Origin of the sequence: Flavobacterium sp. LB2P53 (assembly GCF_003970305.1) — a bacterium.
Taxonomy (GTDB): Bacteria; Bacteroidota; Bacteroidia; order Flavobacteriales; family Flavobacteriaceae; genus Flavobacterium.
In genome coordinates this window covers 127,156-144,968 of record NZ_RYDG01000005.1, presented here as the reverse complement: position 1 = coordinate 144,968, position 17,813 = coordinate 127,156, and the positions used below count along the sequence as shown (strand labels likewise).

The 17,813-nt window shown below is 34.5% G+C and carries 16 protein-coding genes; 12 read left to right on the top strand and 4 right to left on the bottom strand.

The annotated features are described in order from the left end of the window. Positions 1–189: 189 nt before the first annotated feature. Complete coding sequence (locus EKL95_RS08200; RefSeq protein WP_126563939.1) at positions 190–1,536, bottom strand: DEAD/DEAH box helicase; 1,347 nt, start codon at positions 1,534–1,536, stop codon at positions 190–192. 150 nt (positions 1,537–1,686) lie between these two features. Between EKL95_RS08200 and EKL95_RS08195 the strand changes: the two genes are divergently transcribed. Then, positions 1,687–3,417, top strand: coding sequence for a M14 family metallopeptidase (locus EKL95_RS08195; protein WP_126563938.1), 1,731 nt, complete (start codon positions 1,687–1,689; stop codon positions 3,415–3,417). Between the two features lie 155 nt (positions 3,418–3,572). Here EKL95_RS08195 and EKL95_RS08190 read toward each other — a convergent pair whose 3' ends face one another. After that, on the bottom strand, positions 3,573–4,175 hold the full coding sequence (locus tag EKL95_RS08190) for an NUDIX hydrolase (protein ID WP_126563937.1): 603 nt from the start codon (positions 4,173–4,175) through the stop codon (positions 3,573–3,575). Between the two features lie 7 nt (positions 4,176–4,182). Between EKL95_RS08190 and pyrE the strand changes: the two genes are divergently transcribed. Continuing rightward, entirely contained in the window at positions 4,183–4,824 is a 642-nt protein-coding gene (pyrE, locus tag EKL95_RS08185; protein ID WP_126460569.1) for an orotate phosphoribosyltransferase, read from the top strand. A 34-nt stretch (positions 4,825–4,858) separates the two neighbouring features. Beyond that, positions 4,859–5,251, top strand: coding sequence for an SRPBCC family protein (locus tag EKL95_RS08180; protein WP_126460566.1), 393 nt, complete (start codon positions 4,859–4,861; stop codon positions 5,249–5,251). A gap of 849 nt (positions 5,252–6,100) precedes the next feature. Here the strand turns inward: EKL95_RS08180 and EKL95_RS08175 are convergent. Continuing rightward, the gene (locus EKL95_RS08175; RefSeq protein ID WP_126563936.1) at positions 6,101–6,850 is read right to left on the bottom strand and encodes a biotin--[acetyl-CoA-carboxylase] ligase; all 750 of its coding nucleotides are present in this window, start codon (positions 6,848–6,850) and stop codon (positions 6,101–6,103) included. A 75-nt stretch (positions 6,851–6,925) separates the two neighbouring features. Here EKL95_RS08175 and rsfS point away from each other — a divergent pair, with 75 nt between their 5' ends. From rsfS to EKL95_RS08140, 7 genes are all read left to right on the top strand, one after another. Beyond that, complete coding sequence (gene rsfS / locus EKL95_RS08170) at positions 6,926–7,297, top strand: ribosome silencing factor (protein ID WP_126455820.1); 372 nt, start codon at positions 6,926–6,928, stop codon at positions 7,295–7,297. Between the two features lie 19 nt (positions 7,298–7,316). Beyond that, a complete protein-coding gene (gene ftsH, locus EKL95_RS08165; protein WP_126455818.1) occupies positions 7,317–9,242 on the top strand; it encodes an ATP-dependent zinc metalloprotease FtsH in 1,926 nt (641 codons plus the stop codon). 114 nt (positions 9,243–9,356) lie between these two features. Then, positions 9,357–9,959, top strand: a complete 603-nt coding sequence (locus EKL95_RS08160) for an LUD domain-containing protein (RefSeq protein WP_126460560.1) — start codon at positions 9,357–9,359, stop codon at positions 9,957–9,959. A gap of 1 nt (position 9,960) precedes the next feature. After that, on the top strand, positions 9,961–10,851 hold the full coding sequence (locus tag EKL95_RS08155) for a phosphatidate cytidylyltransferase (RefSeq protein ID WP_126460555.1): 891 nt from the start codon (positions 9,961–9,963) through the stop codon (positions 10,849–10,851). Then, positions 10,841–11,494: a phosphatidylserine decarboxylase family protein gene (locus EKL95_RS08150; RefSeq protein ID WP_126563935.1), complete on the top strand. Its 654-nt coding sequence runs from the start codon at positions 10,841–10,843 to the stop codon at positions 11,492–11,494. Before EKL95_RS08155 ends, EKL95_RS08150 begins: the two co-directional genes overlap by 11 nt. Beyond that, complete coding sequence (locus tag EKL95_RS08145; protein ID WP_126460549.1) at positions 11,494–11,763, top strand: acyl-CoA-binding protein; 270 nt, start codon at positions 11,494–11,496, stop codon at positions 11,761–11,763. Before EKL95_RS08150 ends, EKL95_RS08145 begins: the two co-directional genes overlap by 1 nt. 7 nt (positions 11,764–11,770) lie before the next feature. Beyond that, complete coding sequence (locus tag EKL95_RS08140) at positions 11,771–12,541, top strand: superoxide dismutase (RefSeq protein WP_126460546.1); 771 nt, start codon at positions 11,771–11,773, stop codon at positions 12,539–12,541. 75 nt (positions 12,542–12,616) lie between these two features. On the opposite strand, the gene EKL95_RS08135 is transcribed toward EKL95_RS08140, so the two are convergent. Further along, complete coding sequence (locus tag EKL95_RS08135; protein ID WP_126563934.1) at positions 12,617–14,485, bottom strand: alpha-amylase family protein; 1,869 nt, start codon at positions 14,483–14,485, stop codon at positions 12,617–12,619. A gap of 276 nt (positions 14,486–14,761) precedes the next feature. On the opposite strand from EKL95_RS08135, the gene EKL95_RS08130 reads away from it, so the two are divergent. Next, complete coding sequence (locus tag EKL95_RS08130) at positions 14,762–16,411, top strand: OstA-like protein (protein WP_126563933.1); 1,650 nt, start codon at positions 14,762–14,764, stop codon at positions 16,409–16,411. 108 nt (positions 16,412–16,519) lie between these two features. Next, positions 16,520–17,710 carry an aspartate aminotransferase family protein gene (locus EKL95_RS08125; protein ID WP_126563932.1) on the top strand — a complete coding sequence of 397 codons (1,191 nt, stop codon included), beginning with the start codon at positions 16,520–16,522 and terminating at the stop codon, positions 17,708–17,710. Positions 17,711–17,813 lie beyond the last annotated feature (103 nt).

The following is a 17,813-nucleotide window of genomic DNA, read 5'->3' as shown; positions in this document are numbered from 1 at the left end:
CCTGAGTTGATAAAAAAATTCAGTGGTCAGAAATAAGTGTAATCAGAGACTTCATTAAAGCAAAAAATCGTTAACAGTAAATTTAATTTACCTTTAACGATTTTTTTATTGTCAATTATTTTACGGATAGCTAACCCAGAAGCTTCAGGACTGAACACTGAACACTTTTCAAAACTGAACACTAAAAAACTACTCCTCTTCTTTCTTAATCACTTTTCGAGCGACTTCGATTTTGAATTTCTTGCCTTTCATTTTTTCGTCTTTAATGGCTTGCAATAAGTCTTTCACTTTATTGAATTTCACCGCTGCAAATGAGATAAAATCTTTCACTTCAATTAATCCTAAATCGTCTTTTTCTAATTTCCCTTTTTGGGAAAAGAAACCTACGATATCAATTTTATTCAATTTATTTTTCTTTCCACCACTGATGTAAATCGTTTGAAATTCAGGTGGTTTTGGCAATGAAGTGGAATTCTCCACTTTCAAAGCTTCCATTCCGTAATCGATGTAATCCATTTTTTTCTCACTTTCATGAGCAATAATATACGCCGTACCAGAAGCTAGCATACGTGCTGTACGTCCGTTTCTATGGGTAAATTCGTCTTCTTTAGATGGCAAATGATAATGAATAACATGATTCATTTCAGGGATATCGAGTCCACGAGCAGCCAAGTCAGTTGTGATTAGATAACTTACACTTCCGTTTCTAAACTGGATTAAGGCGCGTTCTCTTTCGTCCTGATCCATTCCGCCATGATAATACGTGGCATAAATTCCTTTTTCGTTCAACGTATCGCTGATGCGCTCTGCAGCATCACGATGATTACAAAAAACAATTGCCGATTGTGATTTCAACGAACAGATCAAGTTGAATAAACTTCCTATTTTATCTTTTTCTTTCGAAACGACCATTTTCATCGAAAGATTCGTTTCGGCCACGTTTTCTGGAATAAAGTCCAAAATAGTCGGGTTTACGACTCTTGTATATCGTGGAATTTCAATATCGGAAGTGGCCGAAACCAAAACGCGTTTGTTGAGTTTCGTTAATTTTCCAATTATAAAAGACATTTGTTCATGGAAACCCAATTGCAACGATTTATCAAACTCATCCAAAATCAAGGTTTGAATTTTATCCACACGGAAAGTGCCTCTGTCGATATGATCCGCGATTCTTCCCGGAGTTCCTATTAAAACTGCTGGAGGATTACTTAAATTTTTGATTTCGGTATCGATGGAGTGTCCGCCATAACACACATTTACTTTATAATCGGTTCCCATTTTTTTCCAAACCTGCTCAATCTGCAATCCTAATTCGCGTGAAGGAACCAAAATTAAACATTGAACCGATTGAATTTCGGGTTGTAACATTTCTAAAATCGGCAACAAAAAAGCCAAAGTTTTTCCGGAACCTGTTGGCGAAAGTAATAAAATATTATTGTCATTCAAGATTGCATCTTGTGCTACTTCCTGCATTTTGTTCAGGCTTTCGATGCCTAAATTCGAAAGTATATTATTGGAATGGTGTTTCTTATTCATTTTTTTTATTTGGACAAAGGTAATTTTTAATTCTCAGTTATGAATTTTGTATTTTCATTCTTTTTCAATCGGGTATTTCCTTTTCTTACATTCATATCTACAGCTGTCTAAAAAAAGCTACATTTGATATTCCATTTAAAAAACCGAAAAATGAGACTTTTCACATTCCTTTTTTTACTATTCTCCATCAGTGCTTTTGCACAAAAAAACAATAAATACGATACTTTTTTCGAAAAAGGTAATGGAAATCAATCGGCATCTTACCAAGAAACAATTGCGTACTTCAAACTTCTGGCGGATGATTTCCCTACTATCGAAATTCAAAAAATGGGTTTAACGGATAGTGGTGAGCCTTTGCACATGGTTATTTTTAATCCGGAACAGCAATTTGACTTTGGAACCATCCAAAAAAACAAAGCGGTAATTCTGCTTAATAACGGAATTCACGCAGGGGAACCTGACGGAATTGACGCTTCTATGCAACTGTTTAGAGATTTAGCTTTAGGCAAAATAAAAGTGCCAAAAAACACCATTATCGTTTGTATTCCGGTGTACAATATTGGCGGCGCTTTAAACAGAAACTCCACTTCAAGAGCCAATCAGGACGGACCTGAAATCTATGGTTTTCGTGGCAATGCCAGAAACTACGATTTGAATCGAGATTTTATCAAATCAGACACCCGTAACACGAAAAGCTTTGTAGAAATATTCCATAAAGTAAATGCAGATGTTTTTATTGACAATCACGTCAGCAATGGCGCGGATTACCAATACAAACTGACGTATATTATGACCCAACATAATAAACTAGGAACTATTTTAGGGAATTTTTTAAATACTGAAATGATGCCTGCTTTGGTCGAAGATTTACAAAAAAAGAATATCGAAACTACGCCTTATGTCAATGCTTTTCAGGACACACCAGACAAAGGTTTTGGTCAGTTTTTTGAGAGTCCACGATTTGCAACCGGTTATACTTCATTGTTCAACACCATTGGGTTTGTGGTAGAAACGCACATGCTAAAAAATTATGTGGATCGGGTGAAAGTAACTTACGAATACATGCGTTCCGCAATTGATTTTACAGATGCTAATTACAAAAAAATCAAACAACTGCGATTAAAAAATGAAGAGCAGTATAAACCACAACAATCGTACACGATAAAATGGGAAATTGACAGTACAAAAACGATTCCTTTTTCGTTTTTAGGCTATGAAGCCAGTTACAAAAAAAGCGACGTCACCTCCGGAAACCGTTTGTTTTATGACCAAACAAAACCGTACAAAAAAGATATTCCGTACAATAAGGAATTTAAATCGGTAAAAGAGATAATAATACCAGAAGCGTATATAATTCCGAGAGGATTTTGGCCTGTAATTGAATTATTAAAGAGCAATACGATCTCCTATCGCCAATTAAAAAAGGACACAATAATTGAAGTTGAAAGCTACAGGATTGCGGATTTCAAAACGGCAAGTTCCGCATACGAAGGTCATTATTTACACCGAAACACTTCGGTAACCGCTAAAATGGAGAAAGTGGCTTTCGCCAAAGGGGATTACGTTATTCCTACACAACAAAAGGGAATCAAATACCTATTGGAAACATTGGAACCAGAGGCCGTCGATTCTTTTTTCAATTGGAATTTTTTCGACACGATGCTACAACAAAAAGAAGGGTATTCCGATTATGTTTTTGAAGATTCTGCAACACAAATTTTGAAAGATAATCCAAAATTAAAAGCCGAATTTGATTTAAAAAAACAAAGTGACGTTACCTTTATCAATAATCCGGAAGCGCAACTGGACTGGATCTACAAACATTCCGTTTATTATGAAAAGGCACATTTACGCTATCCTGTGTATCGTGTTTTAAAATAAAAAAACGCTCGTTAAAATGTTTATTACACACAAATTTCACGAATTCCCACAGATTAATTCGTGGAAATTAGTGAAATTAGTGTTTAACTTACTATGCCAATTTAAAAATCAGTTCAAAACTGTTCAATCAGCTTATCTTTTGACAAAATGAAGTACTATCTCAAGTGCTTTTCTTCTTCAAATAATAATTTTATATTTTCATAGGAATTTTTCAAAGCTTCCTTAATTTGCTCCGGATTCATCCAGGCTACTTTATCAATTCCTTCTTCTAATTGTCCATGAGGTGTTCCTTCAAAATCAGATTGCATTTCGAACCAATGTGTGATTTTTAGTTTGTACTTGCCGTTACGTCTAAAAACATGATACGTTTTTTGAAGTTTATGGGAAATTGTCAAGCCATTTACTCCGGTTTCCTCCTCTACTTCTCGCATAGCAGTATCCCCAATTTCCTCTCCTTTTTCGATTCCTCCTTTGGGTAAATCCCATTTTCCGTTTCTAAAAATGAATAAGACTTCTCCTTTTTTATTGTACACCAAGCCGCCTCCTGCTTTACTAACCGGAATTTTTGCTTTCAAAGTCTTCATAATCAAGCTTTCATCCGGATGGTATAAATAGGCTTTATTAATTTTATTTTGAAAAATTTTAACTATAAGTTGCTCTATATCAATGCTTTCTAGCAAAAATAGTTGAAAATCGGTCTCCTTAGAGATATGATTTGTTAAAAAAAGTGGTTTGTCGTTAACAAAAACTTTATACATTTGTACTATGATTTTTAATAAAGATACAGCCGAAAAAACAGCCGAATTTCTTTTGCAAATAAATGCAATTAAATTGAATCCAAGAAATCCTTTTACATGGGCTTCTGGATGGAAATCGCCTATTTATTGTGACAACCGATTAATCCTCTCATTTCCAGCGGTACGAAATTATGTCCGGGATGAATTTTCTAAGAATATTCAGAAACAATTTGGTAAACCAGATGTTATTGCCGGTGTAGCCACTGGAGCAATAGGAATTGGTATGCTGGTTGCTGAAAGTTTAGGAGTCCCGTTTGTATATGTGCGTCCGGAACCTAAAAAACACGGGAGACTAAATCAAGTCGAAGGTTTTTTACAAAAAGGGCAAAATGTAATAGTGGTAGAAGATTTGATCAGTACCGGAAACAGTAGTTTACTTGCTGTGGAAGCGTTGCGCGAAGCAGGAGCCAATGTCAAGGGCATGGCCGCGATATTTACGTATGGTTTTGATGTAGCTGAAACTAATTTCAAGAGCGCACATGTGGATTTATACACTTTAAGCAATTATCAAAATTTATTGAATTTGGCTGTAGCCAAAAGATACATTACTGAAGAAGAAGAACAAACTTTAAGAGAATGGAATGTAAATCCGTCTACCTGGAACATTTAAGTTTAAAAAAAATAAAAACAAAATCCTACAAAACATGAACTTAGAAAGTCCAAAAGTTACTGTACCCAAATCCGCTCAAGAATTATTTGGTTTATTAAGCGATGTAAAAAATTTTGAAAAACTAATGCCTGAAAACATTGCTAAATTTGAGGTTATTGGTGATGATGCATTTATTTTTGGATTAAAAGGCATGCCCGAAATCAAACTTAAAATGAAAGAAAAAGTAGCGCCTGTAAAAATTGTTTTGGGAGCTGCAAGTGACAAACTTCCATTTACTCTTATAGCAAATATTGAGGCTATAACAGAGCAATCCAGTGCTGTAAAACTTGATTTTGAAGGAGAATTTAACCCTATGATGGCCATGATGATAAAAGGACCAATTGGAAAATTTATAGAAACTTTAGCAGCCAATATGAATAAATTGTAAAAACTGTTTAAGTAGTAACAATATAATAATATTTTAAAAGTCTTTCAGTATACACTAAGAGACTTTTTTTTTAATAAGAAATTGTCATTTTATCAAGTTTTTTTAGTTTGTTATGGGCGGAAAATATTAATATTAACATATATAAACTACTGATTATCATAACGTTATTTGTGTGTTTTAAATTTATACTATTGTTAACCAAAGACAAAAACCAACTGCCATGCCAATTACTGACCCCAATTAAAGAGTAACGATTGAGTCATTAGCGCAATTAAAACCATTTAAAATATTTACCGGAAAATATTTCTTGAAAATATATCGAGCAGTATATTTCATTAGAAGAAAAAGGATTACAATTTTCAGATCTTAGAATTTGAAAAAGGAAAAAACAATTACCTTTTGATTCTCGTTGTAGAAGAGGAGAAAAAAAAGAATAAATCTAATAAGGTTATCTACAAAAGGAAACCAGCAGTTTGTATTGTCCATTATTCTATCAATTGGAGAGTATAAAAAACCTATGGTACATTTATATTTTTGCAGTTTCACTTTGCAGCAACCGCACAAATTGCCGTTTTTACAAATCAGATTATGATTGATAACGTGTTATCCTCCTATAATTTGAACATGCTTGTTCTGTTTTGCAATTGGACTGAGAATTTATAAAGTTTTTGACATTTTTACCACGGTTCATAAAAATTTTGTCGGTATTCATGTCGGCAATGCCCTGGAGAAATATTTTTTATTTTCTTTCGATAAAAAAAGTAACTCATCTCTTTCCTACATTCATTCCTATAAAAAAGGAAATCTAAAGGAACGCTTCAGTAATTAATTGAAACTAAAATTACCCATTTAATACAACATTTGAATTTCTTTGATGTCAAATTCAACGACACGATCATCTTCCAGAAGAACCAGAAGTTTCCCAGATACCGAAACGCCCTGAATAATTCCCATAAAGTTACCGTTATTATGAGCTGAAAAGGCCATGGGAATACCTTTTTTGTATAATGTGTTTGTGTATTTGTTCCAAGAAGTACTGGATTGCTGATTCCATAATGCTCTATTTTTTTCTAAGGATGTAACAATAGAAGAAAGAAGTGCTTCTTTATCAAATTCAGTTGCACAAATCACGGCCAAAGAAGAAGCTTTTGCTAAATTTTCGAAATTAGTTTGATTTACATTGAGTCCCAAACCTACAATAGAAACAATTGTTCCGTCGCTTTTGATGCTATTCTCTATCAAAATGCCACCTATTTTTTTATTGTATGACATAATGTCGTTAGGCCATTTGATACTAAGATCAGGAATCCTAAGCGATTCTAAAACCTCAATTACAGCAAGTGAAACCAAAATATTTAAGTTGAAAATCTGACAAATATCTGCTAAAAAATCCTTGACCAAAATACTCATTATTAAGTTTTTACTTGGTTCAGAAACCCAAACAGCTCCCATTTGTCCTTTTCCTTTTGTTTGACTCTCAGCGGTAACAACAGTAAAGTTTTCGAGCTCTTGTTTGTTCGATAACCCTTTAAGGAATTCGTTTGTAGAATCTATGGCATCGAGTTTGATTACCTTACTATACGTTTTTTTGTGAAACATAATTTAATATTGTGTTAAGGTTCAAAAATAATCACAAAAAATGGTAACTTTACAAACTTATATTAAAAATAATTCATGGCGAAAAAGACTATAAATAATGACGTTCTATTAGCGAACATCATTAAAGGGATAGAAGAAGTAAAAGGGAATGATATCACTATCCTTGATTTAAGAGAAATAGACACTGCAGTTTGCGACTATTTTGTAATCTGTAATGGAAATTCAAACACGCAGGTAAATGCAATAGTCAACTCCATCCAAAAAACAGTTTCAAAAGAATTAAAAGACAAGCCTTGGCATGTTGAGGGAACTGATAATGCAGAATGGGTATTAATGGATTATGTGAATATAGTGGTTCATGTATTTCAAAAACATATTAGAGAGTACTACAACATCGAAAGTTTATGGGGCGATGCTAAAATAACAACTATAGAAAACAAATACTAAAGACACATAATCCGTAGTAATGGCTAAAGAAAATAATCCAAATCCGAATAAGTTTAAAGTAAGCCCTTGGCTAATTTACGCTGCAATATTATTAATTTTCTTATTTATAAGTTTTATAACTAATGGCTCCAGTCTTAATGAACCCGGACAATTAACCTCGTCTAAGTTTAACGACTACTTAGAGAAAGGTCAGATCGATAAAGTTGTTGTAAACAACAAAACCGAAGCTGAAGTTTTTCTGAATGCGGCAGCAATGAAAGATGCAGCACACAAAAAAGTTTCGAAAGATGTTTTTGACAGACCTAATAAAGGACCACATTACGTTTTCAACATTGGTAATGATCAAATATTTCAAAAAAAGCTGGAAGAAGCAGTTGCCAAAGGTAAATTAAACGATTTTAATTTCTTGGCAAAAAGTAATTGGTCAGATATCCTAATCAGTTTATTGCCAATTATAATTATTATAGCCGTTTGGATCTTTATCATGAGAAAAATGTCTGGTGGAGCCGGTGGTGGTGGTGGCCAAATTTTTAATATTGGAAAATCCAAAGCAAAACTATTTGACGAAAAAACAGATATTAAAACTACTTTCAAAGATGTTGCTGGTTTAGAAGGAGCGAAAGAAGAGATTCAAGAAATTGTTGAATTTTTGAAAAATCCTGAAAAATACACCAACCTGGGAGGAAAAATACCAAAAGGAGCTTTACTCGTAGGACCTCCAGGCACCGGTAAAACATTATTGGCTAAAGCCGTAGCTGGTGAAGCTCAAGTACCGTTCTTCTCTTTATCCGGTTCTGATTTTGTAGAAATGTTTGTAGGTGTGGGCGCATCACGTGTGCGTGATTTGTTCAAACAAGCCAAAGAAAAATCTCCTGCAATCATTTTCATTGATGAAATTGATGCCGTAGGTAGAGCCAGAGGAAAAAGCAACATGTCCGGAGGAAATGACGAACGTGAAAATACATTAAACCAATTACTGACAGAGATGGATGGTTTTGGAACAAATTCAAATGTAATAGTTCTAGCCGCTACAAACAGAGCAGATGTACTGGATAAAGCTTTAATGCGTGCCGGACGTTTTGATAGACAAATTTTTGTTGACTTACCCGATATTCGTGAACGTGCAGAAATATTCAAAGTACACCTACAGCCATTGAAAAAAGTGGAAGGACTAGACACTGACTTCTTAGCCAAACAAACTCCAGGATTTTCAGGCGCAGACATTGCTAATGTGTGCAATGAAGCCGCTTTGATTGCAGCGAGACATAACAAAACAGCAGTTGACAAACAAGATTTCCTTGATGCAGTTGATCGAATTGTAGGAGGTCTGGAAAAGAAAAATAAAATTGTAACACCTGATGAAAAAAGAGCAATCGCTATTCATGAAGCAGGTCACGCTACAGTTAGTTGGATGCTTGAGCACGCAGCACCACTAATAAAAGTAACAATTGTTCCTAGAGGACAAAGCTTAGGTGCCGCTTGGTATTTGCCGGAAGAACGCTTAATTGTACGTCCTGACCAAATGCTTGACGAAATGTGCGCTACTATGGGTGGAAGAGCTGCTGAAAAAGTAACTTTCAATAGAATTTCGACAGGAGCGCTAAGTGATTTAGAAAAAGTAACCAAACAAGCTCGTGCCATGGTAACGGTTTATGGTTTGAATGAAAAAATAGGAAATGTTACCTATTATGATTCAACTGGACAAAGCGAATATAATTTATCTAAACCGTATTCTGAAGAAACGGCTAAAGTTATTGATGAAGAAATATCATTACTAATTGAAGGCCAATACCAAAGAGCCATTCAGATTTTAGAGGATAACAAAGACAAACTGAATCAGCTCGCAAATATTTTGATCGAAAAAGAAGTTATTTTTAAAGATGATTTAGAAGCTATATTCGGAAAAAGAACATTTGATAAAAATCTTGAAGAAGTAGTGTCTTAGAAACATCTAAATATTTAATTATTTTTAAAATCTTAATTCAAAAACTACTTTTGAATTAAGATTTTTTTATCTTTGAACGTTTTCAAGTAATAAATTAAAGTAGTTGACAGCGATATGAGTCTTTTTAGAAAAATTTTTGGTTCAATTAATCCGGCTTCTGAGGAAGATAAAGAAAGTGAATTTAGTAAAACCAATGCTGATAGCACGATCTCTATAGATGAAAAATTTATCAGTAATTTTAAAAAAAATGGAGGTAAGTTTTTATACTGTGAAAATCCAGAGGAAGTAAAAGAACACTTTGAAAATATTCTTGAAGAGAATGACTGGTTCGAAAGTGAAGTTTTATGCTATGAACCAGAACTTTTCAGTATGCTTGAGGATAATAAATTAAGTTTCTCTAAACCAAAAAATCCTTCATTTTTACTGGCCAGTTGTGAAAATTTAATTTCTGAAGAAGGATCTATATTGTTTTCTTCAAAACAAATTAAGCAAGACAAACCAAACGAATTACCCACAAACATTATAATTTTAGCAAATACAAGTCAAATTCTTGAAGCCAAAAGCGATGGACTTAGCGCTATAAAAAAGAAATATGAAAGGGACTACCCTACTAATATTACTACTATAAAATATTTCGAAAAAGCCAAAGAAGAAGACTTCACGCAATACGGAAGTTCTGCAAAAAATCTTTATTTATTGCTTTTAGAAGATCTGTAAGATGAATGAAACTCTAAAACGAGGTATATCGGGAGCTGTTTATATCCTATTATTACTTGCTTCTATTTTATACTCTACTGAAAGCTTTTTTATTCTTTTTGGTATTTTTCTACTTATTGCCATTTATGAATTTTGTAATTTAATTCAAATACATAAAATTTTACCGGTTCTTTTTGGTGCAACCTTGTATACAGCTGTTACTTTAGTAAGCCATTATAATAAAATCACTACGGATACCCTCAATCAGCTATTTAATTCTAATTTAGAAATTTCAATAAACATACAGCAACTAGATGTTGTTTTATTGGTTATAGCGTTAGTTGTATCTATAAAATGTATCCTTTTCTTATTTTATGATAACATTCAAAAAATAAGCACTTCATCAAAATACTTGTATTTACTAGGTTACATCATATTACCTTTTGTATTTATTACTAAAATTTCATTTGGAATAAATGACTATAATCCCAAAATTATAATTGGATTATTCATCTTAATATGGACTAATGATACCTTTGCTTATATTGTTGGTAAATCAATAGGCCGAACCAAATTATTTGAAAAAATATCGCCCAAAAAAACAATTGAAGGGTTCTTAGGCGGAATCATTTTTGCTATTTTAGCCGGTTATTTGATCTCAAAGTACTACATAAAAGCCAACCCTGAATTTAGTGAACGATCCATACTAATCTGGACTTCAATAGCTGTTATTGTTGGAATTGCAGGTACTATAGGAGACTTAATTGAATCTAAATTCAAACGAATTGCCGGTGTCAAAGACAGCGGAAAAATAATGCCTGGTCACGGAGGCATCCTAGATCGACTAGATAGTGTTATATTTGTAGCACCAATTATATTTTTATTTTATCAAATTTTAAACTATGTTTCATAAAGAAGGAACCCAATCTATTTTATTAGGCACTATTTTTACTGCCGTTGTGCTCTTATTGTCTGATAATTTCATAGACGCCATCTGGCTCAAAATGGCCATACAAATAGCAGCGCTGTTGCTTTTGATCATCATACTGCAATTTTTCAGAAATCCAAAAAGAACCGTAATCATCACTGAAAACCAAATTCTTGCGCCAGTAGACGGTAAAGTTGTGGTTATTGAAGAAGTGTATGAAAGCGAATATTTTAAAGACAAACGTTTACAAATATCCATCTTCATGTCGCCCATTAATGTGCATGTCACCCGTTATGGATTGAGCGGAATTGTAAAATTCAGCAAATACCATCCTGGGAAATTTTTAGTAGCATGGCACCCAAAAGCAAGCGAGGAAAACGAAAGAACTACAATTGTCATCGAAAATAAAACCTTTGGTGAAGTACTATACCGTCAAATTGCCGGAGCCTTAGCGCGAAGAATCGTAAATTACGCTGAAGAAGGAATGCAGGTTATTCAGGGAACTGATGCCGGTTTTATCAAATTTGGCTCACGAGTAGATCTCTTTTTACCATTAGGAACAGAAGTTAATGTTGAATTGAATCAAAAGGCAATTGGAGGTAAAACTATTATTGCTACCAAAAGATAATGAATGAAAAAGAATTAGAGCTACAATTTCTGGAAGCTGTAAAAATAGCTTCATCGATGACACAGGCATCTTTACCGCAAGATGTTCAATTGCGACTTTATGCCTTTTACAAACAAGCTACTTTTGGAACTTTAGATCTAAAACAAACTTCTACTTACCATTTGAGAGATGCTTTTAAAACCAATGCATGGATGCAAATCAGCCACCTTACCTCAGATGAGGCCAAAAAACAATACATAGAAACTATTTATTCTTTGTTAAAAAAATAGTATTATTATGAAAAAATTATATTTTTTAATTCCAGTTATACTGCTACTGATTGGCATAATTTCTTGTAATAAAAAAAAATTTACCGAAGTCGTTGAAGTTCCCTTACCTACGACCGAAGAGAAAGTATTAACCGGAATTCCGGAGGACGTAAAGGCTAATGAAGGTTCTTTTCAACTGGAAAAACTTCCTTACGGGTACAATGCATTAGCTCCAAACATATCAGCTACTACTTTAGAAATCCATTATTCCAAACATTATTTGACTTATACTAACAATTTGAACAAGGCTATTTTAGGAACTCCACTTGAAAATCTGACAATTGAGGAAGTATTAAGTAAATTAGATCCAAATGACCCCACACTTCGCAACAATGCAGGAGGTTTTTACAATCATTCTTTGTATTGGAAATGCATGACGCCAAAAGGAGGAGGTCAACCATCAAATGCATTGGCTGAAGCAATTACCAGAGATTTTGGTTCATTTGAAAACTTTACCACAGCGTTTAAAGTTGAAGCGACAAAACAATTTGGCTCCGGTTGGGCATGGTTGATTCTAGATAAATCCGGAAAATTACAAGTAACCAGCACACCTAATCAGGATAATCCCTTGATGCGTAATGCAGTTGTTCCCGGAACTCCAATATTAGCTTTAGATGTATGGGAACACGCTTATTATTTAGACTACCAATACCGAAGAAAAAATTATATTGATGCTTTTTTTAATGTAATTAATTGGAAAAAAATAGAAGAAAATTATGATGCTGTAACAAAAAAATAGTATTCGTTTGAGCTAAAAAAAGCTGATATAAATTTATATTAGCTTTTTTTTATCCTTTTGCTAACTAAAAATCCTTTACAATTGATAAATAAACGATTCTGAAGGTGCTATTGTAATTTTCGCGTTTCCTTCACCATTGAATACTTTCAGCTCAACAGAACTTTTATGGTATAATTGATCCGTAAGTGTATAATTTCCGTCTTTCAAATTCCATTTTTGGATTACATCTGAAGGGATTTTTAACTCGAAATTGCTAGTAGTAAGCCATGAAAAATTAGTGATAACGATTAATTTTTGCGTATCAGACCAGCGTGTGAATGCATAAATTCCAGAATCGTATCCTTGAGTCATATGGCGATTCACCGTTTGTATTTCTTGGTATTTCCCCATTAAAGCAGTACTATTCAAAGAGAAATTCAATAATTTTTTATAAAAATCTCGCAAGTCCTTTTCATCCTGCGTTAACTGACCACCATCAAATTTTCCTCCGTTCATCCAGCGTTGGTGATTGGGAACACCTATATAATCAAAGATTGACGTTCTGGAATGGGTACCAAATCCAGCATTTTCATTTCCAGCCTCTCCTACTTCCTGTCCAAAATAAACCATCGTAGGCGAAGTACTTATGGTTGTAGAAACCACCATCAAAGGCTTCCCTTTTTGTGGCGTTCCCGCAAATTCCGGACTTGCTAAACGTTGTTCATCATGATTGTCCAGAAAATGCAACAGGTGATGCTCAATATCTGAAATTCCGTTTTGGATGTCAGATAATCCATCAGGCAATGCTTTTCCTTGAATGATATCTTTCAATTTATCATACGTTTCTACTTTATCATACAAATAATCCATTTTACCTAGATGAATATAATTTCTATATTCTTTAGGATTGTAGACTTCGGCTAATAAAAAAGCATTCGGATTATTTACTTTAATGGCTGAATTCATATAACTCCAAAATTCATACGGCACCATTTCGGCCATGTCAAATCGAAAACCATCGACTCCTTTTGCCGTCCAATACAAGGCAATGTCTTTGAATTTATCCCAAGAGTTTGGAACATCTTTTCCTTTCCAAAAATCGAAATGTTCCTGATAGGATTTGGAATCAAAACCAGCAGGAAGTTCCGGAAAATCTTTGGAACCATCCGGACGAATACCGTAATTTACTTTGATGGTTTCGTACCAGTCATTTCGATCTGGTTTTGCCATACGAGAACCATTACCAGTCCATTTTGCTGGACTTTCTACAAATTTTCCATCAATTAACAGATTCTTTTCTCCATTTAATGGCTTGTCTGTGTCAGGGATTTCAAAGTGTGTATTTGGAATATAATAAAAATTATTGTCTCTTTTGTATTCAACGGTCGTGTCATCATCTGCACCAAAATCTTTGACACCAACCGGATTACTTTTTCCTTCATACTTTCGCGCAATGTGATTGGGAACAATATCGATAATCACCTTTAATCCAGCTTGGTGAGTTCGCGCAACTAAAGCTTCAAATTCCTGCAAACGATTTTCAGGATTTACAGCCAAATCTGGATTCACATTGTAGTAATCTTTTACGGCATAAGGAGAACCGGCTCGTCCTTTGACCACTTCCGGATCATCATTAGAAATTCCAATAGCGGAATAATCCCGAATCACAGCATGATGCGGAACTCCAGTGTACCAAATATAAGTAACTCCCAAATCCTTTATTTCCTTTAAGGCCGTATTTGTAAAATCGTTGAACTTCCCTACTCCATTTTCTTCAATGGTTCCCCAAGGCTTGTTGTTCGTATTTTTATTCCCAAATAATCGGGTAAAAACCTGATACACCACTTCTTTTTTATGGGAAACTGACTCCTTTTGTTCCGTATTCATTTTTAACTCTTTCGTTTTACAGGCTGTCGCCAAAAGCACTACGCTTATACCAGCAACAATAGTTGTTTTTTTCATCATATAAAATTATTTATGCTGATTTTAATTCTTTTGACACTAAAATGAATATCAATTTTTAAATTTAATATTTTTTAAATATAAAGAACTCTATATTGTTTGAAATTATATAATCATCTCTCCATTAGAACAAACTACAACGAAGGAGTTGCCGCATTTGTTGATAACTTTAAAAAGGAAAAGTCATCGTTTATCATGCACTTTTGACTAATTATAAATAAATCCTAATATGGATTAGGATTGTATCCTTTTTCATAAATTTGACAAAAATTAAATCCATTGAAAAAATCGTTTTTTTTCCTTCGTTATTGTTTCATACTGTTCACTGCTAATTTAGTTTTGGCGCAAGCCCCAAAAAAAATTATTGTAGAAAACTCAGATTTTGCCGATGTAAATCAGGTAGAAATACCGGATGCATTATTGCTGATTGGGAACGTACGTGTCAATCATGATGGCGTGATAATGACTTGTAATAAAGCGTATTATTTTCAAAAAGAAAACTACATCAAGGCTTTTGGCAATGTTCAAATGGTGCAAGGTGACACTTTATTCCTAAACAGTAAATATGCGGAATACAATGGAAATGTAAAAAAAGCCTATGCTTCCGGAGATGCCGTAATGAGTTCCCCAGATGCGACTTTGGTAACAGAGATTATTAATTTTGACCGAAACACTCAAGAAGTATTTTACGATACGCCAGGAACAATTACCAATAAAGACAATACGCTAAAAAGCAATTCAGGAAGATATTATGTGAAACAAAAGAAATTCCAATTCCTTACAGCTGTTACTATTACTAATCCAACCTATGTAATTAAATCAAATCACTTGGATTATTTCAGTAATTCCGGGCATTCGTATCTTTTTGGACCATCCACAATTACCAGTAAAGCCAATTATATATATACCGAAAAAGGATTTTATGATACCAAAAAAAATCTGGCTCATTTCCTGAATAAATCGTACATCAAATACGATGATCGGGTGATTAAAGGCGACAGTTTGTACTATGATCGAAACCGGGAATTTGCATCGGCAACGCGAAACGTAAAAATAACGGATTCCATCAATCGCGGAATTATAAAAGGGCATTATGCTGAAGTGTATAAAAAACTGGATTCTATGTACGTAACCAAAAGAGCTGTTGCCGTGAATTTTGTCGAAAATGACTCGGTTTACATCCATGGAAAAAAATTAATGGTTACTGGAAAAGAAGGAAACCGAATTATCAGAGCGTTTAACAATGTCCGGTTTTTCAAAACTGATATGAGCGGAAAATGTGATTCGATTCATTCAAGTTCTAAAACAGCGTTGACCAAAATGATTGGAAATCCAATACTTTGGAACGCAGAAAACCAAATCACAGGAGATGTCATGCATCTCATAGGAGACAACAATACCCAAAAACTAGATTCGCTCAAAGTACTCAACAACACGTTTATAGTCTCCAAAGACACGATAGGAACTGGATACAATCAAGTAAAGGGTCAAAATCTCTATGGGAAATTTAAAGAAGGAAAACTCCATGATGTTGATATTATAAAGAATGCCGAAGTCATTTATTACATGCGCAACGAAGCTCAGGAACTCATTGGTATCAATAAGAATGTAAGCAGCAAAATCAATCTTATTTTAGAAGAAAATGCGATAGAAACTATCACGTTTTTCCAGCAAGTGGATGGCGATATTTATCCAGAGAAAGAGTTGCCAGAAAATGCACGTATTCTAAGAGGACTGCTTTGGCGAGGAGAGGAACGAATAAAATCCAAGGACGATATTTTTCCTGCCGAAGAAAATGAAGACAACGATAAAATAGATAAAGCAACTAAAGCGGCAGAGGCCAAAGAGGATATTCCTATGAAAATCCGAAAAGAAACCCTGAATTACGATAAGAAGAAGAAGAAGAAGAAGAAGAAGAAGAAGAAGTAAGTGATCAGTGAGCAGTCCTGACTCTTTGGGATTAGTGGTCAGTCTGCTAGGTATACTGGTCAGTCACTATTCTCTCAGTTTAACAAATAAAAGATTAAAAAAATAACCGTGAACAACGATTTCTTAAAATACCAAGCGCAAACCTCACCATATCCATTGGGCATGGAAGTCTCACATGCTATAGGTTCTTATATTTACGATACGAACGCTAAGAAATACTTGGATTTTGTGGCGGGAGTTTCCGCATGCACATTGGGACACCAACATCCTAGAGTCAATCAAGCCATAAAGGATCAGTTAGACAAATATTCTCATGTTATGGTCTATGGCGAATATTCACAAAGTCCGGCGGTTCAGTATTGCAAATTGTTAGCCTCGCTCCTGCCCGCACCTTTAGATAAAACTTATTTGGTCAATTCAGGAACCGAAGCCATTGAAGGTGCTTTAAAACTAGCTAGAAGAACTACCGGAAGAAGCCAATTGATTTCGTGTCATAACGCATACCATGGCAATACAATGGGTGCTATGAGCGTCATGGGATTTGAAGAACGCAAACAAATTTTTCGTCCATTGATACCTGATGTTGATTTTATTACCTTCAACAACGAAGCCGATTTACAAAAAATAACCACTAAAACGGCTGGAATTATTCTGGAAACCATTCAAGGTGGTGCTGGATTTATTCAGCCAAACGATGATTATCTCAAAAAAGTACGCGAGCGCTGCACAGAAGTGGGTGCAATGATGATTCTCGATGAAATCCAACCAGGCTTTGGGAGAACCGGAAAACTCTTTGGATTCCAAAATTATGATGTTGTTCCTGATATCGTAGTTATGGGAAAAGGAATGGGAGGTGGCATGCCTGTAGGTGCTTTTACGGCTTCATCAGCAATGATGGATTTGTTGAGCGATAATCCAAAACTGGGTCATATCACGACTTTTGGAGGCCACCCTGTCATTGCGTCAGCCTGCTTGGCTACTTTGCAGGAAATTACCGAGACCAATCTCATGGATGAGGCGATGGAGAAAGAAAAGCTATTCAGATCACTTTTGGTACATCCTTTGATACAGGATATAAGAGGAAAAGGATTGATGCTGGCTGCAATGACCCAAAGTGCCGATATAACAAACGAAGTGATTCTTAAATGTCAAGACAAAGGACTCATTTTATTCTGGTTATTATTTGAAGATTGCGCCGTAAGAATTACGCCACCGCTTACCATTTCTGAACAAGAGATACGAGAAGGTTGCAGCATCATATTAGAAGTAATGGATGGAATAATGATTGAAGAAAAATGATTAACGATTTTTGATAGCAGAAGTTGTACTATTGGATACATATTGAAATACCTATTCAAAACAATTAAAAAAATTGGGAGCTATTCCTGCTATCCGTTTTAAT